22 protein-coding genes and 1 pseudogene are annotated in these 18,873 nt (G+C 62.7%); 13 read left to right on the top strand and 10 right to left on the bottom strand.

Features of this window, described 5'->3' with window-relative positions; translation table 11 throughout:
• Positions 1-55: 55 nt before the first annotated feature.
• The gene (locus BLW03_RS13110; protein WP_074654484.1) at positions 56-889 is read right to left on the bottom strand and encodes a hypothetical protein; all 834 of its coding nucleotides are present in this window, start codon (positions 887-889) and stop codon (positions 56-58) included.
• A 142-nt stretch (positions 890-1,031) separates the two neighbouring features.
• Between BLW03_RS13110 and BLW03_RS21060 the strand changes: the two genes are divergently transcribed.
• From BLW03_RS21060 to BLW03_RS21055, 4 genes and pseudogenes are all read left to right on the top strand, one after another.
• The gene (locus tag BLW03_RS21060) at positions 1,032-1,343 is read left to right on the top strand and encodes a hypothetical protein (protein WP_244502076.1); all 312 of its coding nucleotides are present in this window, start codon (positions 1,032-1,034) and stop codon (positions 1,341-1,343) included.
• A complete protein-coding gene (locus BLW03_RS13100; protein WP_074654482.1) occupies positions 1,330-2,160 on the top strand; it encodes a septal ring lytic transglycosylase RlpA family protein in 831 nt (276 codons plus the stop codon). Before BLW03_RS21060 ends, BLW03_RS13100 begins: the two co-directional genes overlap by 14 nt.
• A pseudogene (locus BLW03_RS21350) lies at positions 2,114-2,374 on the top strand (HepT-like ribonuclease domain-containing protein); the annotation flags it as partial. The gene BLW03_RS13100 and the pseudogene BLW03_RS21350, both read left to right, overlap by 47 nt.
• Positions 2,375-2,485: 111 nt before the next feature.
• Positions 2,486-2,830 carry a histidine triad nucleotide-binding protein gene (locus tag BLW03_RS21055; protein WP_074656003.1) on the top strand — a complete coding sequence of 115 codons (345 nt, stop codon included), beginning with the start codon at positions 2,486-2,488 and terminating at the stop codon, positions 2,828-2,830.
• 206 nt (positions 2,831-3,036) lie between these two features.
• Here the strand turns inward: BLW03_RS21055 and BLW03_RS13085 are convergent, their stop codons facing one another.
• Genes BLW03_RS13085 through BLW03_RS13065 form a run of 5 tightly spaced genes read right to left on the bottom strand, consistent with a single transcriptional unit; the run spans position 3,037 to position 7,843 of the window.
• The gene (locus tag BLW03_RS13085; RefSeq protein WP_432279816.1) at positions 3,037-3,858 is read right to left on the bottom strand and encodes a DUF3108 domain-containing protein; all 822 of its coding nucleotides are present in this window, start codon (positions 3,856-3,858) and stop codon (positions 3,037-3,039) included.
• A gap of 41 nt (positions 3,859-3,899) precedes the next feature.
• On the bottom strand, positions 3,900-4,469 hold the full coding sequence (locus BLW03_RS13080; protein WP_074656002.1) for a methyltransferase family protein: 570 nt from the start codon (positions 4,467-4,469) through the stop codon (positions 3,900-3,902).
• Positions 4,470-4,491: 22 nt separating this feature from the next.
• Positions 4,492-5,553, bottom strand: a complete 1,062-nt coding sequence (waaC, locus tag BLW03_RS13075) for a lipopolysaccharide heptosyltransferase I (protein ID WP_074654480.1) — start codon at positions 5,551-5,553, stop codon at positions 4,492-4,494.
• On the bottom strand, positions 5,550-6,572 hold the full coding sequence (lpxK, locus tag BLW03_RS13070) for a tetraacyldisaccharide 4'-kinase (protein ID WP_074654479.1): 1,023 nt from the start codon (positions 6,570-6,572) through the stop codon (positions 5,550-5,552). The genes waaC and lpxK overlap by 4 nt, the downstream gene beginning before the upstream one ends.
• Positions 6,569-7,843 (bottom strand): 3-deoxy-D-manno-octulosonic acid transferase, encoded by a 1,275-nt coding sequence (locus BLW03_RS13065; protein ID WP_074654478.1) that lies wholly within the window; start codon positions 7,841-7,843, stop codon positions 6,569-6,571. Before BLW03_RS13065 ends, lpxK begins: the two co-directional genes overlap by 4 nt.
• Before the next feature lie 75 nt (positions 7,844-7,918).
• Here BLW03_RS13065 and BLW03_RS13060 point away from each other — a divergent pair, with 75 nt between their 5' ends.
• Together BLW03_RS13060 and BLW03_RS13055 are read left to right on the top strand one after the other, a co-directional pair.
• Entirely contained in the window at positions 7,919-8,791 is an 873-nt protein-coding gene (locus BLW03_RS13060; RefSeq protein ID WP_244502075.1) for a hypothetical protein, read from the top strand.
• A complete protein-coding gene (locus BLW03_RS13055; RefSeq protein WP_074654477.1) occupies positions 8,788-9,273 on the top strand; it encodes a GNAT family N-acetyltransferase in 486 nt (161 codons plus the stop codon). The genes BLW03_RS13060 and BLW03_RS13055 overlap by 4 nt, the downstream gene beginning before the upstream one ends.
• A 402-nt stretch (positions 9,274-9,675) precedes the next feature.
• Here the strand turns inward: BLW03_RS13055 and BLW03_RS13050 are convergent, their stop codons facing one another.
• Positions 9,676-9,885: a hypothetical protein gene (locus tag BLW03_RS13050; protein ID WP_074654476.1), complete on the bottom strand. Its 210-nt coding sequence runs from the start codon at positions 9,883-9,885 to the stop codon at positions 9,676-9,678.
• A gap of 102 nt (positions 9,886-9,987) precedes the next feature.
• Between BLW03_RS13050 and trmFO the strand changes: the two genes are divergently transcribed.
• Positions 9,988-11,334, top strand: coding sequence for a methylenetetrahydrofolate--tRNA-(uracil(54)-C(5))-methyltransferase (FADH(2)-oxidizing) TrmFO (gene trmFO, locus BLW03_RS13045; RefSeq protein ID WP_074654475.1), 1,347 nt, complete (start codon positions 9,988-9,990; stop codon positions 11,332-11,334).
• A gap of 168 nt (positions 11,335-11,502) precedes the next feature.
• On the opposite strand, the gene BLW03_RS13040 is transcribed toward trmFO, so the two are convergent.
• Complete coding sequence (locus BLW03_RS13040; protein WP_074654474.1) at positions 11,503-12,300, bottom strand: VOC family protein; 798 nt, start codon at positions 12,298-12,300, stop codon at positions 11,503-11,505.
• Between the two features lie 111 nt (positions 12,301-12,411).
• Between BLW03_RS13040 and BLW03_RS13035 the strand changes: the two genes are divergently transcribed.
• The 4 genes from BLW03_RS13035 (at position 12,412) to BLW03_RS13020 (ending at position 14,193) form a co-directional block, all read left to right on the top strand.
• Positions 12,412-13,071, top strand: coding sequence for a TetR/AcrR family transcriptional regulator (locus BLW03_RS13035; protein WP_074654473.1), 660 nt, complete (start codon positions 12,412-12,414; stop codon positions 13,069-13,071).
• A 95-nt stretch (positions 13,072-13,166) separates the two neighbouring features.
• On the top strand, positions 13,167-13,757 hold the full coding sequence (locus BLW03_RS20875; protein WP_074654472.1) for a hypothetical protein: 591 nt from the start codon (positions 13,167-13,169) through the stop codon (positions 13,755-13,757).
• 20 nt (positions 13,758-13,777) lie between these two features.
• On the top strand, positions 13,778-13,978 hold the full coding sequence (locus tag BLW03_RS13025) for a type II toxin-antitoxin system HicB family antitoxin (RefSeq protein ID WP_074654471.1): 201 nt from the start codon (positions 13,778-13,780) through the stop codon (positions 13,976-13,978).
• The gene (locus tag BLW03_RS13020; protein ID WP_074654470.1) at positions 13,975-14,193 is read left to right on the top strand and encodes a type II toxin-antitoxin system HicA family toxin; all 219 of its coding nucleotides are present in this window, start codon (positions 13,975-13,977) and stop codon (positions 14,191-14,193) included. Before BLW03_RS13025 ends, BLW03_RS13020 begins: the two co-directional genes overlap by 4 nt.
• A 21-nt stretch (positions 14,194-14,214) precedes the next feature.
• On the opposite strand, the gene BLW03_RS13015 is transcribed toward BLW03_RS13020, so the two are convergent.
• A complete protein-coding gene (locus BLW03_RS13015; protein ID WP_212733197.1) occupies positions 14,215-14,994 on the bottom strand; it encodes a hypothetical protein in 780 nt (259 codons plus the stop codon).
• Between the two features lie 198 nt (positions 14,995-15,192).
• Here BLW03_RS13015 and BLW03_RS13010 point away from each other — a divergent pair, with 198 nt between their 5' ends.
• On the top strand, positions 15,193-16,563 hold the full coding sequence (locus tag BLW03_RS13010; RefSeq protein ID WP_244502074.1) for an MFS transporter: 1,371 nt from the start codon (positions 15,193-15,195) through the stop codon (positions 16,561-16,563).
• 7 nt (positions 16,564-16,570) lie between these two features.
• The gene (gene aspS, locus BLW03_RS13005; RefSeq protein ID WP_280138031.1) at positions 16,571-18,424 is read left to right on the top strand and encodes an aspartate--tRNA ligase; all 1,854 of its coding nucleotides are present in this window, start codon (positions 16,571-16,573) and stop codon (positions 18,422-18,424) included.
• Between the two features lie 199 nt (positions 18,425-18,623).
• Here the strand turns inward: aspS and BLW03_RS13000 are convergent, their stop codons facing one another.
• Positions 18,624-18,851: a YgaP family membrane protein gene (locus tag BLW03_RS13000; RefSeq protein WP_074654468.1), complete on the bottom strand. Its 228-nt coding sequence runs from the start codon at positions 18,849-18,851 to the stop codon at positions 18,624-18,626.
• Between the last annotated feature and the right edge of the window lie 22 nt (positions 18,852-18,873).

Here is an 18,873-nt window from a genome sequence, read left to right as displayed (position 1 = left end):
AAGGGCCAGCCAATATGGCTGACCCTTTGGCGCGATATGTCGCTGGGTATATCGACTACTTACGCAGGTGAACCATCTTCAGCGCGTCATCGAGAAACTCGCTGACTTCAAAGCCGAGAGCGGCGCCAACCAGCGACGTGCCCCAGTTCTCCATGGTGTTCTTGCCGCCACGATCTCCATCCGGGTAGTAGAGATTGTTGAGACCGGCAGCCGAACCGTAGCCCAGCAGCAGTGGCACATTGATCTTGTTCTTCATGCTGTACGACGACCGCGTGACCACAACGCGCGATGCCGCATAGACGACGCGGTTAACAAAGCTATGGCCGTCGCCGAGCGCGTAATACCGAGGGTCATCGTGAAACATGGGCGAGAACACTGCGTCGGTTGCCAGGGTTTGCACGGTGCTGCGAAGGGCTGCAACACCTTCCCGCTTGCCAAAGGCTTCCGCGTCCCGACCGTAGTGCGGCTGCGAGTCAATCAGCTGCGACCAGCCTGCGGAGATGGTGATGCCGGCAAGCTGCGTCAGGTTGAACGAATCGTGCAGACCGTAGACGACCTTCTCCATGCCATGCAGTGGCACTGCGGTCTGACCCGGCAGAATGATGGTCGAGAATCGGGGTGCAACCGCGCCAGTGCCTACGCCGGAGGGTGCCTGGCCAAAATCAAACGCAGGTGCTGCGGCTTCCATTGGTTCAGCGGCCATAGCAGCCACGGCGCTGGGCGCATCGGGCAGGTTGCTGGAAGACATACCAGCCTCGGTCGGCAGGAGCGAAGGCGTCTCCACCGACGCCACCTGGAGTGGGGTCATGGAGGGTGACGCAGGAACAGACTGGGCCGTGAGGATCGGTGCGAATGCGAGCAGTGCTGCGAGCGAGAGCGAACGAGTCATGTATTTCCTTTGGTAGTGGTGAGGCATGCCTCGAAGGCCCGCGTTTCACGTGATTTAGTACTTTGAGTCCCTGAAGACCCACTAAGTTGCATAGTGGACGGCCGCGCTGAATAGCCCTTTCGGGTGAGTTGAGTTCAAAAAGGTGCTCGCACGGCCAGTAACCAACGCGGCACTGCGGTCGTATTTCCACGAAGTGACGCCTGTGGACTTCGCTCTAATTACTGGGGGAACCTGCGCCAGCGGCCCCACCCCGCGCGCAAAGGAGCTGACCATGACGGACTGGAACAAGGAAGTAACCGATGCCGCAGAGCGCGCCGAGGCCGAGGTGAAGCGGCTCATCCGTTATCTGAACGATGAAGTGGTTCCGGAAGTACGCCAGCACAGCTCCAGCGCCCTGCGGTCTGCCGCAGAGCAGCTCAGCAAGCTGGCGGAGAAGATGGATGACCGCAAGTAATACCGGCAACCGCTCGGACACCGGGCTGCTGGTGCACCGGTGCGCCTTCGCATGCATGGCGCTTTTCGTGGCTCTGCTGACCACCGGCTGCCACCACAAGGCGAAGGTCAGTCGTCACTATCCACCGCCGCCGCCCACCCGTTCCCCATCGCGAGCGGCACCCTCAACCAGCACCGCGCAGCGTGGCCTGCACGGCGGGCCGCTGCCCTCCTACGCCATCCCGGATCCGAACGTCGATGACAACGCAATCGCCTCGGGTCACACAAACTCTACCGAGACTGGATTGGCCAGTTGGTATGGTCCGCCCTACCACAACCGCCAGGGCGCGAACGGCGAGGTCTACGACCAGAATGCAATGACCGCCGCGCACCGCACGCTGCCCATGGGCACGGTGGTTCGGGTAACCAACCTAACCACATCGCAGAGCGTGACCGTCAAGATCACCGACCGTGGACCGTTCGTGCACGGACGCCTGATCGACCTGTCGCTTGCAGCCGCGAAAGAGACAGGCATCTACCGGATGGGCCTGGCGAAGGTGCGGGTTGAGGTGCTCGAACAGCGCCCCGGCGCCGACCTGGGTGGTAAGTGGTGCGTCCAGATCGGGGCCTTCCTCGATAAGAACAACGCCTGGCGCCTGCAGAGCGATCTGCAACGACGCTACGCCACCAGCGCAAAGGTCATCGAGTTCCAGGGACCGACCGGCCACTGGGTTCGCATCAATCCCATCAGCGCATCGCGCACACAGGCGCTGCAGATCGCGTCCGCAATTCATGCTGCAGAGCCCGACGCGCAGGCGTACCTGGTGCGGCTGGACTAGCCTTTCGTTCTGGTCACAACGCGATGCATGCGAGACACTATCCGCGAGGTTTGCTCAGGACGTCGTCATTCGGCAGCTCGAAGTTCTCGGAGAGATCGCCAAGCGAATACGCGATGAAGATCCGGATTTGCTGCAGGACAACGGACGCTCAGAACTCGGTCGAACCATTGGAATGAGGAACCGGATCGCGCATCAGTATGAAGGCGTCGATCTTGCTCGCGTGGTCGGTCGCTATCATACGATTTCCTCGACTGCGCATGCTCACAGTCCCCGTTCTGCTTGGACTCGATCCCAATGCGAACCTGGAGTCGCTACACTTCTAGATATGGCTGCTGACTGCATCTTCTGCCGCATTGTTGCCGGGACCATCCCGTCAACCAAAGTCTTTGAGGACGACCGCGCACTTGCCTTTCGCGATCTTCATCCGGCCGCGCCTGTCCATGTGCTGGTGATCCCGAAAGAGCACATCGCATCGACCGCACATGCTCTGGAAAGCCACGAAGCGTTGCTGGGACACCTGATGCTGACGGCTGCGAAGGTGGCCGGGCAGGAAGACCTGTCCAATGGCTTCCGAGTGGTTGCTAACACCGGCGCAGACGGCGGCCAGACCGTCGATCATCTGCACCTGCATGTGCTGGGCGGGCGTTCGATGACGTGGCCCCCGGGCTAGCCGATCGTCTTCCGCCGTCCCCGGTGTCATCCTGAGCGAATGGAGCGTCAGCGGAGTGCAGTCGAAGGACTGTATTCCGCCCTGCGGCTGCTCCACGACGCACGGTCGGACCTCACCACATCGATGGCTGCACAAGCGGAATGCATCCTTCGACTACGCTGCGCTCCGCTCAGGATGCCAATGGTTATGATGGGACCGAAGAGCGTCTAGGAGACGGACTGCAGGTGGAACGTGATGGTTCCCCACAGCAGCTTGGCGCGGATCTGCACGGGGAGATGCCGCGCGTCGTCGGAGTACCAGATGGTGATGGTGCCGCGGTTCTTCACCACACCGGCATCCGCCGTTGGCTGGACGCGGATCGCACTGAAGGTGCCGGCCGGTGTCTTCACATCCTCACGCGCCTCGACCTTCATGGTGACGGCGACAGTACGCATCGCATCGGCCAGTGGCAGCTTGAAGTCCTGGCCCACGGTCAGCTTCTGCGAGCCGACGTAGAAGATTCCCGAGAGCGAATCAATCGCGCACGCGGGAATCTGACCTTCCTGGTGCTTGGTCGTGTTCTTCACCAGGTTGCGTTCGTTGAGGCTCTGCGTTCCAAGCACCGGCGTGGAGCTGCTGCCGGGTGCGGGAGCCGTTGCACCGGGCGTAAAGACCAGGTCGCTGGAGACCTTGCGACGGCCCTCCTGTGTCTGTTTGCTGAAGCCTGCGGAGCAGCCGGTTGCCATGTTGAAGCTGGACTGGAAGCGGTCGATGACCTGGTAGATCATATTGGTCGCGCCCACCGTGTCAGCCGTCGCCCCCACCTTCATCAACGGTCCCTGCTGGTCTAACTGGAAGGTGACACTGCCGGCGGTGAAGACGCGCCAGTCGACTGCGAAGGTCAGTGTCTGATGTTGCGGAAAGCTATAGCCCTGCATGGGCGGGATCACGGGCGGCGCAGAGGCAGGAGGCACGCCTTCCTTCTGTGCGCGAGCACTGGAGACGAGCAGGCACGCTGCCAGCAGAAGGGCTTTTCTAAGCGATTGCAAGCCGTCGTTGCCCCTTCTCATTGGTCTGAAACTGCATCCCTTCAGTGCGCGCCATAGTGCATGCGGGCGAACATGAGCAGAAGCAGCGTAGCGTACAGGGCAGCCGCGCCCATCACAGAATTGTACTCGCGGTGTTTGCGGTATCGCTCGGGTGAAAACGCCGCGACTGGCGCGCTTTGGCCTGTGGGCGCTGCGGTCAGCCGTGGCAGCAGACGCGGGACACGCGCGGCATAGGCATCAAAGTCGGGGAAATGACCTCGTAGAAAACGCTCCTCCGACAGGATCACCGGCCCATAGATCACAAGGAACAGCACCGCCAGCAGCACCACCAGGTACCACTGCCGCGACGCAAAGGCGAAGCCAAAGGCTGCCAGGATGGAGCCCAGATAGAGCGGGTTGCGTGTGTAGGCGTAGGGGCCGGTCTGCGTGAGTTCTGCGTTCTTCTTCACATAACCCGCAGCATAGCCACGCAGCCACAGGCCGGGAATCACCAGCAACAGACTGAGCGCCAGCGACGTCATTGAAGGCCTTGCACGCCACAGAAAAATCGCCGCAAAGACGAAACCCAACGGCACACGTATGCGCCTCACCAACCGCTCGCCTCTGCTCATCTCTGCTGCCATGCCTCTGTCATTATCCACGCGCGAGCAGCAGAAGGCTTTCTGCGGCACTCACAACCTGTTCGACACCGATCTGCAACAGCCCGGCCTCGGGCTCGCGATGACGTCGATGGTCGGTGATGCTGGTGGCATGGCGCAGGACACGCGAGGGCGATCCCCATGGCCCGGTCCGCACTGGGTCGGTCGGTCCGAAGATGCTGACGACGGGCACGCGCAGCGCGGCCGCGAGATGCAGCGGGCCGGAGTCACCTGCGATGAGTACCGATGTGTGGCGAAGCAGCGACGTGAGTTGCGGCAGCGTGCAGGCCACCGCCGATGCTGCGCCATTGCTGCCCGCAACGACGAGATCCGCCACGGCATCGATACCAACGGGCGACGCGTTCACAAGCACCGTGCATCCCCGCGCGGCGAGCGCCTGCGCGACAGCACGGTATCGCTCGGCGGGCCACTCCTTGGCACCCCATCCGGCGGTAGGAGCTAACACCACCAAGGGGCCGTGAGGGCGATCTCGCAGGAGATCGTGGCACCACTGCTCTGCTGCCGGATCGATGGGTAGCGGCGCGATGGCAGATTTGACCGGCGATTCCAGTACGGCAGAGACGATCTCCGCTGCCTGCTCCACCACATGGGCGCGTTGCAGGCCCACGCTCTGGCTGTAGAGCCAGCGTGCCTGCGACTCGCGTGTGGTGGCACTGCCTACGACGCGGCGCGCACCACTCATGCGTGCAATCACCGACGAGCGGATGGAGCCCTGCAGATCGATGGCGATGTCGTAGTGCCGCGCACGCAGTTCCCGGCGCAGCGCGAGCACACTGCGCAGCGTGGCCAATGAGAACGGCTTCTTCGACCACTCCTTCGTCGCCACAAGATGCACACGGTCCACCAGCGGCATCGCGGGGGAGGATGGCAGAGCATCCTCCCCTGCGCGTAATAGCGGTGACCACTTCGGCTCAATCGCCCAGCCAATCTCCGCATCGGGCACTGCTTTGCGCAATGCAGCAACAGCAGGCATGGCATGCAGTACATCGCCCATCGCACCAACGCGGACGATCAGGATGCGCATAGGCTCGCTCATAACTTCGACCACCATGTCTGCACCTGCGCGATCAGATCGGCGACGCACCGGGTTTCATCCCGCAACGTGACTCGCACATCGCCGACAGACAGCGGCCCCACATCCTCCAGCAAGCGACGCAAGGGCGGCGTGAGCTTCACCGCATCCTTGGCTGTCGTTACGAAGCCGTTGGCATGGCATGCCTTCGCACGTGCGATGAGCCTTTGAATCGTCGGCGCGTCATAGGCCTGATGGTCGCGCAGTGCAACAAAGTCTGCGGGCGAGACATGCTTGCTCGTGAGCGAAGCACGAAAGCCATCGGGGCGAGCGATGCCACAGAAGGCCAAAGGCTTGCTCGCTGGTTGCCCCTCAACCAAGGCGAATGCCCGATCTGCGATCCAGATTGGCGGCACTGCTTTTCCCTTGTTGAAGCGATCCAGCAACGGCCGCAATGCATCCGCCTCATCTGCGCGCAGAGCGATGATCGACGCACGGCGAAGCGCACGCAACGGCTCGCGCAGATCACCTGCGGGCAGCAGCGTGTCGCGCGCATCGTCCGCGGTGAAGAGCACGATGTCGACCGCGCGTGCGAGTTGCCGATGCTGAAAGCCGTCATCGAGCAGGTGCAGCGAGAGGGTCTTGTCCTCGCGAAGATGGTGTCGATCGCGCTCCGCCCATCGGCCGGCATCGAAGCGTTTGCGTGCGACATAGACGGGGCAGCCGAGCCGTTGGGCGATCAGCAAGGGCTCATCGCCAAAGTCGGCCGCGCTGCCCAGTGGATTCACACGCAGGACCTCGTCCGACGTGCGGCCGTAGCCGCGCGACAGGACGTCGATACCATGACCGGCGCGGCGCAGGGCCTCGCCGAGTGCAATGACGAAGGGTGTCTTCCCGGCTCCGCCAGCGGAAAGACTGCCTACGCTGATGACCGGCTGCTGCAGTCGCTGCGCACGGTCCGGATGCCGGTCGAAGGCGCTTGACTTCCAGGCGACACCGGCTGCGTAGAGCGGAACCAATGGCAGCAGTATGGGACGCTTCATCTTGCGCCCCGCTCGAGCAACTGAACCAGCGCAGCGACGGTGCGATCCGTTGCTCCGGTCATGGATGCGGCGAAGAGACGCCCGCGCTCTCCGAGCTCCTCATCGTGCGTCGTCAGCAGTTGCTCCAGCGACACGCAGAGGTCTTCCCGCGCGACCATGCGAATTGCGTGCGCCTGCACCATTGCATCGACCATGCCGCGAAAGTTCGCATAGCTCGGTCCCATCACAACAGGCACACCAAAGCTCGCGGGCTCCAGGGGATTCTGTCCACCGTGCGGGATGAGCGACCCGCCGACGAAGGCGATTGTCGCGAGAGCGTAGAGCGACGAGAGTTCGCCAACGGTATCGACCAATAAGACGGCGCCCGGCGCGGTCGTCGCAGCAGCAAGCCGCCATTGGCTTAGGGGTGTCGCCGTAAGTCCGCGCTCACGTGCCAGATGCTCGACGGCGGCGGTGCGCTCGGGATGGCGCGGTGCAAGGATCATCACTCGATTCTGCGAGAGGGACTTCCAGCAATCGAGCAGCAACGACTCTTCACCGTCATGCGTGCTGCCGCAAACCAGCACCCTCGCGTCTGCGGGCAGATGCTTTCTGACGAGGACAGTCAGTGGTGTCTCGTTGGCCGCACGGATGTCGTACTTGAGATTGCCGGTAGACAGCACACGCTCTGCGGGCGCGCCGATGCTGCGCCAGCGCCGCGCATCCTCATCGCTCTGCGCCAGCAGCAACGACAGCTTGCCGAGCAGTGGCTTCCAGAGGACTCGCAAACGCATATAGCGCGGGAGGGATCGGTCGCTGACACGTGCGTTCACCACGGCCACGGGGACGCCCGCGCGTTCACACTCGACCAGCATGCGTGGCCAGAGCTCGCTCTCCATCAGGATGACAAGCTTTGGCTGCAGGGCGCGCAGGTAGGGTCGTACGGCGAAGGCAAGATCCAATGGGTAGAAGAAGACACGATCCACGCCGAAGCGCTCGCGCGCGACCTGCTGGCCGGTGGGGGTTGTGGTCGAGATGACGACGGCATAGCCCGGCAGGGCGGCTTCCAGCTCCGCGATGAGCCGGGTCGCGGCCAGTGTCTCGCCCACGGAGACAGCGTGCAGCCAGAGGACGGGACGGTCCCTTACAAAGTCGCGCAGACGTAACGGAACATCACCCAGACGCTGCTGCAGACCCTGCCGATAGCGGCCCTGCCGCAGCATGCGCCAGCCCCACACCGGTGCGCTAAGCACCAGCGCCACGGTCACCGCAAGGCTGTAAAGCATCATCATTCCGGGCAGATCACCACAGTGGCAGAGTTGCACCGCCGCAAGGTCACTTTACCCTCTCGAGCGGGCCGACTGATAATGGCAAGACGGCGCAGCCAGCCGCGTGAACCAGCGCGACTGCCCGCACGTCTCACCGATATGCGCTTTTCCCTGCCCCCAAGTCGACTCTCACTGCTGGCCGCGCTGCTGCTGGTGAGCCCTGCTGCCTTCGCCGCCGCGAAGAAAGCGCCGCCCGCGCTGGCTGCCACCGCCTATCCCGCGCACGAGACGCATGAGAAGGAACACGTCACCATTGCCGCTGAGCCGCTCGACGGGCGCGGTCAGGGTGACTTCTTCCGGCTCGACTACCTGGGACACAGCGTTCTGCCGGTGCGGCTGGTCATCGCCAACGACAGCGATGCACCGCTGGACCTGAACCAGGCACGCATCCAGTTCATCGCCTCCGATGGTACGAAGCTGCCCGCGGCGACACCGGACGAGTTGAATCGCCGCCTGTTCCGCTTCAAGGACATCAAGGAAAAGCACATCCCCGGCACGCCCATCGCGTACCGGCCAACGCCTGTCGATAAGAAGATCCTGGATGACGACAAGGACTTCGGCTTTTCGCAGACAGTGATTCCGCCGCACACCACGGCCAGCGGCTTCCTCTTCTACGACATCAAGGACCTGGATGATCCGCCGCTGCGGGGCGCGGAACTGTACGTCAAGATGATTCACTCGAAGGCTGAGACGAAGGATACCGAGCTGTTCGGCTTTAGCGTTCCCTTTGACAAGTACCTGGCCGTCGCCGACGCCAAAAAGAACGAGGAGAAAGCCGCGGCCCGCGCCAAGGCTGAGGCTGACGCGGAAGCTGCGGAAGCCAAGGCCGAGAAAGACGCTGCAAAGGCAAGCACGACCACGCCAGGCACCCCGGCGGCACCCAACAGCACCACCCCAGGAAACCGACCGTGAGCCTTCTGATTCGTGATGCCGTGTCGGCCGATGTGCCTGAGATTCTTGCGCTGATTCGCGACCTGGCCATCTATGAGAACGAGCCGGACGCTGCCATTGCCACGGAGGCGGATCTGCTGCGCGACGGCTTCGGGCCGGAGCCGTACTTCCGCTGCATCATGGCGGAGTGGGACGGTGCCGTGGCCGGGTTCGCGCTCTTCTTCTTCCAGTACTCCACATGGGAGGGCCGGCCCGCGCTTTATCTGGAAGACCTGTACGTCCGCGAACCGTTTCGCAAGCGCGGCATCGGACTTGCGCTCTTCCAGCGGCTGGCACAGATTGCGCTGGAGCGGCAATGCACGCGCTTCCAGTGGGAGTGCCTCGACTGGAATCAGCCTGCGCTCGACTTCTATGAGAACGCCGGGGCCAAGGTGCTGCGGGAGTGGCTGAACCTGCGGGTGACCGGGGATGCGTTGCAGGCATTAGCCGGATCAACGCGCTAACCGTCGCGACACGGACCGCCACTCGAATCAAGTGCCCTGTTTTTTTCGTGGCGTTTTGCGGAAGAGTGGGTGTTCGCACAAGAGTTTAAACTTCTGAGCTTTAGCCCGTCCTACGCTAATCCCCTGCTGCCTTCGATCTTCCTGCTTTCGGAAGGGCACGGCTTCAGCCGCGCCAACAAACACGGTCAAGGGGACTGGCTTTCGCCGCTGACGGCCGCTTTCTCTTCCTTGCCTGCAAGAGCGAAAAGCTAAACCTCAGCGGCTAAAGCCGACGTTTGTGCCGAAAGGTTTGCTGGCATCGCTGAAGCGATGCCCTTCCGAACAAAGTGCACCTGTGCCGCATCAGCAGGTCTGCCTACACTCGTGCCGTGTCAGCAGACCTGTCGCGACGCCTGCGGCGCGTTAGTAACCCCGATACGGCTGGTAGACGCCGCGGTAGCCGTAGTAGCGGGCGTAGCGCCAATAGGGATCGTAGTAGCTGTAGGCGCCGTACGGATAAGCGTTGTAGGGGTATCCGCCACAATAGGGTGCGCCGTAATAGTTGTATGGCCCGTAGCCATTCCAGTAGTACCGGCGGCTGAAGAACAGGACAATCAGGATCAGGCAAAGCATCAATGGGCCTCGGTGCGGGTTTCCAGAAGCCTACGTCCGCACAGATATTCCTACGCTTTCCGCCGTAAAAAGTTCAAAAGAAATCCGCGAGACAATAGAAGTGTGAAGAAGATCAAAGTAATTGGCGGCGGACTCGCCGGCCCCGAGGCCGCTTTGCAGGCGGCGCGTGCTGGCTGTGAGGTCACGCTGTACGAGATGCGCCCCCACCGTTCCACCGAAGCGCACCAGACCAGCGACTTTGCCGAACTTGTCTGCTCCAACAGCTTGAAGAGCGAAAGCGAGAACACCGCGCCGTGGCTGCTGAAACAGGAGATGCGGCTCGCCGGATCGGTCCTGCTGGCGGAGGCCGATGCCTGCGCCGTACCTGCGGGCCATGCGCTGGCGGTCGATCGCGTGGAGTTTTCGCGGCGCGTTGCCGAGCGCATCGCAGCCGAGCCGCGGATCACCGTGGTTCGCGAGGAAGTCACCTCCATTGAAGAGAACGGCGATCACATTACCGTGCTGGCCAGCGGGCCGCTGACCTCGCCGTCATTGACGACGGATCTGCAGCGGCTGACAGGCGCCGATCACCTTTCGTTCTATGACTCGATCGCTCCCGTGGTGGACGCGACGACGATCAACATGGATCGCGTGTACTTCAAGGCGCGTTGGGACAAAGGCAGCGCGGACTACATCAACTGCCCCTTCACGAAGGAAGAGTACGACGTCTTTTACGACGCGCTGATTGCTGCGCAGGAAGTCGAAGCGAAGGATTGGGAGAAGCTCGACTACTTCGAAGGCTGCCTGCCGATTGAGGAGATCGCGCGCCGCGGCAAGGACACACTGCGCTTCGGCTGCATGAAGCCCGTGGGCCTGCGCTACCCGGGCACGGAGATCACGCCGTACGCCGTCGTCCAGCTGCGCCAGGAGAATCTGCGCGCGGACAGCTATAACCTGGTGGGCTTTCAGAACCACATCAAGTACGGCGACCAGCAGCGCATCCTGCGGCTGATCCCCGGGCTGGAGAATGCGACCTTCCTGCGCTTCGGCCAGATCCATCGCAACACCTACATCAACAGCCCCACACTGCTGACGGAGACGCTGCAGCTGCGTGCGCATCCACAGGTGATGATTGCCGGACAGTTGAGCGGTGTGGAGGGTTATACGGAATCGATCGCAGGAGGCATGCTGGCGGGCCGTTTTGCCGCGGCTCTTGTGCGCGGGGAGCAGCCGACACCCGCGCCGCGCCTGTCGGCGCATGGGTCGTTGGTTCACTACATTACCCATACGGATGCGAAGCGCTTCCAGCCGGCGAACGTCACGTTCGACCTGCTGATGCCGCTGGAGGAAGAGCTGCGCAAGAAGATTCGCGACAAGAAGGAACGCCACCGGATCCAGTGCGAGCGCGGTCTGAATGCGTGGCGCGATTGGTTGTCCGGTGTGCCCGAGGCTGTCACTGTCACTGCGTAGAAGCTTTCGGAGGGGTATGGCTTCAGCCATGCCCCTCCGAAAGAACCTGCGTCAAGATTTGCGTGCTGATCCGGCGCGGCTGACGCCACGGCCCCGCCGGAGAGCACATTCCAGCATCAAGGACTCGCAAGAAGGAACCCACATCCCTGCAGGATGTGGGGCGCCCGCTTATGCGCCGTAGGCCGGGGCTGTGCTGCTGGTGGACACCAGTGCGAAGCGACCGCCCTGCGGATCGATGCCCTGCACGATGCGTGAGCCGCCGGGGACATCCATTGGCCCGTGCGTTATCGTGCCGCCGTTCTCCGTGATGCGTTTTGCGCCGGCGTCGGCATCCGCAACCTGGAAGTAGAAGAGCCAGCCGGGCTTCAGATCTTTCATGAAGGGCGGAATGTTCATCATGGCGCCGATGTACCGGTCGGTGTCGATACGGAAGGTCTGGTAGATGCCCATCTCCTTCATGTCCATGGCGAAGTCCTTCTGCCAGCCGTAGTGCTTGCTGTAGAACTCCCATGCTTTCTCCCAGTCGGTCGTGATCAGTTCGTGCCAGCCCACGTTGCCGACCTCGTTCTGCGCAAGGCGCGGCGGTGCATACGCCTGGCCCGGCTGGAAGAGCAGGAACTTCGCACCCTGCGGGTCGGTCACGACGGCGAAGCGGCCGACACCGGGGATGTCACGTGGCGGCTGGATCTGCGTGCCACCGTCTTTCACAACGGCTTCGACCTCAGCGTCGACGTTCGCGGTGTAGATGTGTGCGACCCACTCGGTGGGCATGTCCGGCTGGCCAACGGCCTTCCAGCTCATCATGCCGCCGACGTCTTTGCCATCCTTGCCGAAGATCATGTACTGCATGCCCGGCATGCCGCTGTCCCGGATATCCCAGCCAGCTACGTGCTTGTAGAACGAAACCGCGGCGTCCAGGGCGCCGTTCGTCATCAACTCGTACCAGACAAATCCACTTTTGGTCATAACTCACCCCACCGTCTGTCCCTATGTGTACAACGTCCACAATGTACGCAAGAAGGCAGACTCTGTCCAGATGCAGGACTATGAATTTTCGTTAGACTTGGAAATAACTGGATGCCACGACCCACCTCACCACGCGCAGAATCTGCGGCACGGACTACGTTTCGCCACGGCGACCTGCGACGCGCGCTGCTGGACGCGGGTCTGGACATGGCTCGCACGGGTGGGCCGGAGGCGGTGATTCTGCGGGAGGCGACACGGCGGGCGGGCGTGGTGCCGAACGCGGCGTACCGTCACTTTCACAACCAGGCAGAGCTGCTCTCCGCCGTGCGCTCGGCCTCCATCGCCGCATTGGCTGTGGCGATTGAAGCCGAACTCAGCGCCATCCGCCCCGGCAAAGATGCTGCCAGCTACGCGCGGCGCAGCCTGCGTGCCGTGGGTAAGGCGTACATGGACTTCGCGCTGCGCGAGCCGGGTCTCTTCCACACAGCATTCAGCGTGCCCGCGCCGGTCTTTCAGCAACCACCGAATCCTGCGAACGCCGGTCAGACCGGGATGAATCCCTTTCAACTGCTAAGCCTTGCGCTGGATCGTATGGTCGATGCCGGCATTCTGAAGGCGAAGGATCGGCCCGGCGCCGAGTTCCTGGCCTGGTCAACCGTGCATGGCATGTCGATCCTGATGCTGGACGGTCCGCTGCGCGGCATCGATGCGCCGACGGCACAGCAGTTTGGCAAGCGTCTGCTGGACATGGTGGAACGCGGCCTGGGGTAGTCGCGCACCCTTCCGCCACACGTGCAACCCCTTCGGCGTCGCTGCGCTCCGACAAGTCACGCGTGCCTGTAGGCGCTCGCGTTGAAGGTGGGATTGTGGCTCTGAAGCAGATAGCAGGAACGGCAGCAAAGAAGTCCGCGAAAAAGGCGGCCAAGAAAGCACCCGCGAAACACGCAGCCAAACATGCTGCGAAGAAGTCCGCGCACGGCAACCCGGGCAAGGACACTCGCCGGGCCTACGAACATCTTGGCCGCATTCAGTCACTGGCAGCGGCGCTGCCCGGCGGGACGGAAGACGCACAGACGCTTGCAACCCATGCGCAGAATGCCATGCGCGCCGAACAGGCGAAGGATGCTGCGGAGCTGCTGCGGGCGTCTGAGCACAATCTTTTTGCGATCCTGCAGAACACGCAGCCCGCGGATGAAAGCGTTGCTGCATCACTCCTCTCGGCACTGCACGAAGAGGTGGAACATCTGCTGCAGCGTGCCGAGGATCATGGCGCCTGCGCGGAGGCTCCTCGCGCCATTCAGACCATTTATCGCAGCATGTCGCGTGCTGCTGTTGTGGCGCTTAAAGCGAAGCGGTACCGTGCCGCGATGGAGTTTGCGCGGGGTGCTGAGGCGCTGACGCATGCCGACTTCCGGAAGATCCTGCCGAAGGGGAAGGATGCCGCTTTACTGCGGTAGAGCGGAGCTATACTTCCCGCATGGACTATGAAATCGAGTTCGAGCAGGAAGACGACGGCCGCTGGATCGCCGAGATTCCTTCTTTGCCCGGCGTGATGGTCTACGGCGCGACGAAGGCAGAGGCCGCATCAAGAGTCCAGGCGTTGGCATTACGTGTCACGGCAGACCAGCTGGAGCGCGATCAGGCGACCACCGATCACGTCGGCTTCGCCGCCGCGTGAGTGTCTGGCCGAGTAGTAAATCGAAGCGAGTTCTGCGCGCGCTCAAGTCCATCGGTTGGGTCGAAGGTAGCCGTCCTGCGGTCGGCTCTCATCTTCAACTTCTTCGACCTGGCTTCCCGCCCTTTACGTGGGCCTTCCACGATGGAGAAGAGATCGGACCGAAGATGCTTGCAAGGATCGCGAAGCAGACGGGGTTGCAACCGAAAGATCTGTAGCAGTTGACCACCGCAGTTCAATTAGTGTGACGGCTTGTCGTTGCCGTGCACGTGTCTTCCGAAGACAAGTCCCACTGTTGTCCCATAGGAGCTTGAGCCTGGCGTGACGCCGAAGCGCATGCCGCCGTCGATGCCGAAGGAGTCGCTCAAGGGGTGGTAAAAACCCGCGAAGACATACGTTCCCGGCGGTGTATTGGACTGCGAGTTGTTCTGCCCGAAGACCTCGCCGTAGAGGCGCGTCGACTTAGTGACGTGGTAGCTCACAGCGAAGGATTGCTGACCGCCGTAGCGGCAGCCGGTGGCGTCACGGCAGCCCTCCTGCACGATGGACCCGTTGAGCATGATGTCGAGGTCGCCGTTCTTGCCGTAATGGTGGTTCAGGAGCAGGATGGCCTGCTGCCCGTAGCCCTGCAGATCGCTCTTTGAGGCTGTCGGCAACTCCGCTTCGTACTGCACCGCGATGCCCGGCGCCCAGCGGTGATAGTCCTCTTTCTTGAGCTCGACCTTGCCACCGATCTGCAGCGTGCTGATGCCGTTGGTCGTCGTGTTGTCGTCGTTCACCTCGTGCGAGAACGCAGACCAGATGAAGTCGAGCCTCAAGCGATCGAGCGGGGCGTAGTAGAGGGCGGTGTCGACCGTCTGCATGGCTCCGGGATAGGCATCGTAGCCAGTCTCAACCTGCACCGTGCCCTTGCCCTGGATGGCGGCGCTGTTGGCGACGGTGGGGCGCGTCGGATTCATCTCTGCCGTCTGACCGTGCGCACAAAGCGACCAGCCTGCCGCAGCCAGCGCGATCCCCATCCATCTTGATCGCTGTGTCCCCGTCATCGCTTGCCTCACCGTATGCACCTCTGCTCGCTACGTTCACGCGCAGGCTGTTTGGATGCTTCCTGGGCAACATCGCGCAGAGCCTGAACCCGGTTTGCCATCAGATGCAGTAAGCTCACTCCAATCACCCAATCCCACGCAGCAAACTCACGCCATCCCCGCAGGAGAACCGTGCCAACATCGCTGCACCCTGAAGTGGATACTGCCGAAGCCGTCGGCCGATCAGCCATGCGCAAGGTGCGCCTGCGCATTGTGCCGCTCATCGGCCTTGGCTACTGCGCGGCGTACATCGACCGCGTCAACATCAGCTTTGCCGCGCTGGGCATGAACCGCGATCTGCACCTGAGCGCGACCGTCTACGGCTTCGGCGCGGGGCTGTTCTTCCTGAGCTACGCAGCCAGCGAGATCCCTTCGAACCTGGCGCTGCATCGCTTTGGCGCCCGGGTTTGGCTGTCGCGCATCATGATCACGTGGGGTCTGCTGGCCATGGGCATGATGCTGGTCCGCACGCCGCACCAGTTCTACCTGGCACGATTCCTGCTGGGCATGGCGGAGGCAGGCTTCTTCCCTGGCGTCGTCTACTACTTCATGCGGTGGTTCCCACCGGAGCTGCGCGCCAGCGCCTTCAGCCAGTTCTACATCGCGCTGCCGCTCTCCTCGGTCTTCATGGGGGCCGCCGCAGGCGCGCTGCTGGGTCTGGAAGGCCGCGCCGGGCTGCACGGCTGGCAGTGGCTCTTCCTGGTGGAGGGACTACCGCCCATCCTGCTGGGCATCGTGTTCCTGTTCTTCCTGCCATCCAGCCCGGCAGATGCCAAGTGGCTGACGACCGCGGAGAAACAGTGGATCCACCAGAGAACCACGGAAGACGCCGCCTCCGTGACGCATAGCCACGGCGCTATCGCCGCAGCCCTCCGCAACCGGCGGATCTGGCAATTAGGCTTCTTCAACCTGATGTGCCTTGGCTGCTCCTACGCCTACACGTTCTCGGCACCCTCCGTGCTGCAAGCGGCCACAGGCTTCAGTTCGGCCCGCATCGGCTACATTGTGGCCGCGCTTTCCCTGCTTGGAGCCGGGGCGATGCTGCTGGGAGCTCGCTTCTCCGACAGCCGGCAGCGAGCCGCGCGCGCACTCGGCACGCAGGCTGACCGGTACGCGCACATTCTGCCGTGGTGCGGCCTGCTGGCGGGCGGCTTCCTGGTCTACGGTCTGGGCCATACGCCGGTCTCGGCGATCCTTGGCCTGGGCATCGTCATACTGGGCTTCAACGGGATGCAGGGGCCGGCCTGGGCACTGCCGGCTTCATTTTTGCGTGACCCCACAGGACGCAGGGCGGCGGTGGGCGTGGCGGTCATCAACATGATCGCCATGTTTGGCGGTTTCCTGGGTCCGTACTGGATCGGGTTCATGCGCGACTTGACCGGCAGCTACGGCCGGGGCATCGCGGCGATGGCCCTGCCGGCCCTCGGATGCGCCGCAATCATCGCAACCATGCGGAAAGCGGCGCGACGGGACCAACCAGAGGCCCCGAAGTTCGTACAATAGAAGCATCGTGACACTCGACTTTCTTGGACAGCACCAGCGCACGCACATGTGCGGCGACCTTCGTTCCGCCGACGCCGGCCAGACCGTCACCCTAATGGGGTGGGTCAATCGCCGCCGCGATCACGGCGACCTCATCTTTCTGGACCTGCGCGACCGCACCGGCATTACGCAGATCGTCGTCGACAAGTCACGCTCGGGCCTTGCGCTCGAGAAGGCCGAGGCATCGCGGCCGGAGTTTGTCGTGGCCGCCATCGGCACGGTTCGCCAGCGGTTTGAAGGTCTTGAGAACCCGAACATGCCCACCGGCGACATCGAAGTCGTCTGCACGGACCTGCTGCTGCTGAGCGATGCGAAGACACCGCCGTTCTCGCCCGCGGAAGACGCCATCGGCAATGAAGAGCTGCGCCTGCAGTACCGCTACCTCGACCTGCGCCGGCCGGAGATGCAGGCGAACTTCCTGCTGCGCCACAAGGTCGCACAGGCCGTCCGGAGCCAGCTTTCGAGCGAAGGGTTCCTCGAGATCGAGACGCCTTTCATGACGCGCTCCACGCCGGAAGGCGCTCGCGACTACCTGGTCCCGTCGCGCGTTCACCCTGGCGAGTTCTATGCGCTGCCGCAGTCGCCGCAGATCTTCAAGCAGATCCTGATGATTGGCGGCTTCGACCGCTACTTCCAGATCGCCCGCTGCTTCCGCGATGAAGACCTGCGCGCCGACCGCCAGCCGGAATTTACGCAGATCGATCTGGAGATCAGCTTCCCCACGCAGGAGACGGTCTTCGGCGTGGCCGAGCGCTTCCTGGTCGCTGCCTTCGCGGCGGCGGGCACCACCATCCAGACGCCGTTCCTGCGCATGACCTACGACCAGGCCATCACTAAGTACGGCATCGACAAGCCGGACATGCGTCTGCCGCACATGGCCGACCTGACAGCCACGCTGACGCCTGAGATCCGCACCACGCTCAAGATCGAGCAGGACCTGCCGGTCTACGGCTTCGTCATCCCCAGGGTTGGCGAACTGAGTGGCACCGCGCGTAAGGCGCTGCTGAGCGAGATTCGCACCTTCTTCGGTGAGAGCGGCCTCGACATCCTCGACCTCGTTCGACTGCGCACCGCGGAAGCCTTCATGCCGCTGGCCGAAGAGATTGGCAGCCACCTGAATGCGACCACCATCGCCTTCAACGGCGACAGCTTCACGACGGAGGATCTCGCGATCGTCATCACGCCCAAGCTGGGCACACCGGCGATGTGGAACTTCGATCGCCAGTGGATTCCAAAGCGTGTGGGCGCGCTGCGCCTGGAACTGGCAAAGAAGTACGCGGACAAGCACAAGCTCTTCGAGAAGAAGGGCACCGCGGAGGATTACAAGTTCCTGTGGGTCACCGACTTCCCGATGTACGAGTTCAACGAGGAGAAGAAAACCTGGGACGCGGCGCACCACCCGTTCACCTCGCCGCATGAGGACGACATCAAGTCCGGCGCGCTGTTCAATGACAAGGGCATCGTCCGCGCACTGGCCTATGACGTAGTACTGAACGGTCTTGAGCTTGGTTCCGGGTCCATCCGTATCCACCGCAAGGACGTGCAGCAGGAGATCTTCCGCTCGCTGGGCATGGATGAAGCAGAGGCCAGGGAACGCTTCGGCTTCTTCCTGGAAGCGCTTGAGTACGGCACGCCTCCGCACGGCGGCATCGCGCTGGGGCTGGACCGTATCGTGATGCTGCTGGCCGGAGCGACTTCGCTGCGCGAGGTGATCGCGTTCCCGAAGACTGCCAAGGCCGTTGACCTGATGGTGCAGGCACCGAGCGAACCGACGGAACAGCAGTTGCGCGATCTGCACCTGCGGACGGTGATTCGCAGCTAAATCCTCATCATTCTTCGCAAGAGAAAGCCCGCTGCTGATGCAGCGGGCTTTCTTTGCGGCGTCGGTCGCTCTCGCAGCATCCATTTTCGAAGTAAGCCATCCGCTCCCCGCCGAATGATCGCAAGCTGCGAAGCAGCGCCGCCAGGTTAACCCAGTCCTGAGGCTGGATTATTCGGCAAGATATTCGTGAGCGACTACCTTAGTGAGCAGCGTGCAGATGACGCTTCTGGCGGCCCTCATCGCACGTTGACCAGCCGAGCGCGGCATAGATCGGGCAGAAGCGGAAGACTGCGTTAAAGAGCGGCACCAGGCCCAGCAGCGCCAGCCATCGCCAGTCACCCTGCAGGAACGTCGCAAGCGTGAACAGCATCATTGCCAATAAAAAGCGTAAAAACATATCGAGAGCACCGACATTAACCTGGTCCATGGCACTCACCTCCGCACGGCCG

It is taken from the genome of Terriglobus roseus (assembly GCF_900105625.1).
Taxonomy (GTDB): Bacteria; Acidobacteriota; Terriglobia; order Terriglobales; family Acidobacteriaceae; genus Terriglobus; species Terriglobus roseus_B.
Note: the sequence above shows the minus strand (reverse complement) of the source record. Positions and strands in the feature narration are given on the sequence as shown.

What these genes read in the sequence shown, in the direction of transcription:
- BLW03_RS13035 (WP_074654473.1), top strand. Translation starts at nt 12,412, where the DNA reads ATGCCACGACCCACCTCACCACGCGCAGAATCTGCGGCACGGACTACG.
- BLW03_RS13040 (WP_074654474.1), bottom strand. Translation starts at nt 12,300, where the DNA reads ATGACCAAAAGTGGATTTGTCTGGTACGAGTTGATGACGAACGGCGCC.
- BLW03_RS13025 (WP_074654471.1), top strand. Translation starts at nt 13,778, where the DNA reads ATGGACTATGAAATCGAGTTCGAGCAGGAAGACGACGGCCGCTGGATC.
- lpxK (WP_074654479.1), bottom strand. Translation starts at nt 6,572, where the DNA reads ATGAAGCGTCCCATACTGCTGCCATTGGTTCCGCTCTACGCAGCCGGT.
- BLW03_RS13080 (WP_074656002.1), bottom strand. Translation starts at nt 4,469, where the DNA reads ATGAGCAGAGGCGAGCGGTTGGTGAGGCGCATACGTGTGCCGTTGGGT.
- BLW03_RS13000 (WP_074654468.1), bottom strand. Translation starts at nt 18,851, where the DNA reads ATGGACCAGGTTAATGTCGGTGCTCTCGATATGTTTTTACGCTTTTTA.
- BLW03_RS13065 (WP_074654478.1), bottom strand. Translation starts at nt 7,843, where the DNA reads ATGATGATGCTTTACAGCCTTGCGGTGACCGTGGCGCTGGTGCTTAGC.
- BLW03_RS13060 (WP_244502075.1), top strand. Translation starts at nt 7,919, where the DNA reads ATGGCAAGACGGCGCAGCCAGCCGCGTGAACCAGCGCGACTGCCCGCA.
- BLW03_RS13100 (WP_074654482.1), top strand. Translation starts at nt 1,330, where the DNA reads ATGACCGCAAGTAATACCGGCAACCGCTCGGACACCGGGCTGCTGGTG.
- BLW03_RS13050 (WP_074654476.1), bottom strand. Translation starts at nt 9,885, where the DNA reads ATGCTTTGCCTGATCCTGATTGTCCTGTTCTTCAGCCGCCGGTACTAC.
- BLW03_RS13015 (WP_212733197.1), bottom strand. Translation starts at nt 14,994, where the DNA reads ATGGGGATCGCGCTGGCTGCGGCAGGCTGGTCGCTTTGTGCGCACGGT.
- BLW03_RS13110 (WP_074654484.1), bottom strand. Translation starts at nt 889, where the DNA reads ATGACTCGTTCGCTCTCGCTCGCAGCACTGCTCGCATTCGCACCGATC.
- waaC (WP_074654480.1), bottom strand. Translation starts at nt 5,553, where the DNA reads ATGAGCGAGCCTATGCGCATCCTGATCGTCCGCGTTGGTGCGATGGGC.
- BLW03_RS21055 (WP_074656003.1), top strand. Translation starts at nt 2,486, where the DNA reads ATGGCTGCTGACTGCATCTTCTGCCGCATTGTTGCCGGGACCATCCCG.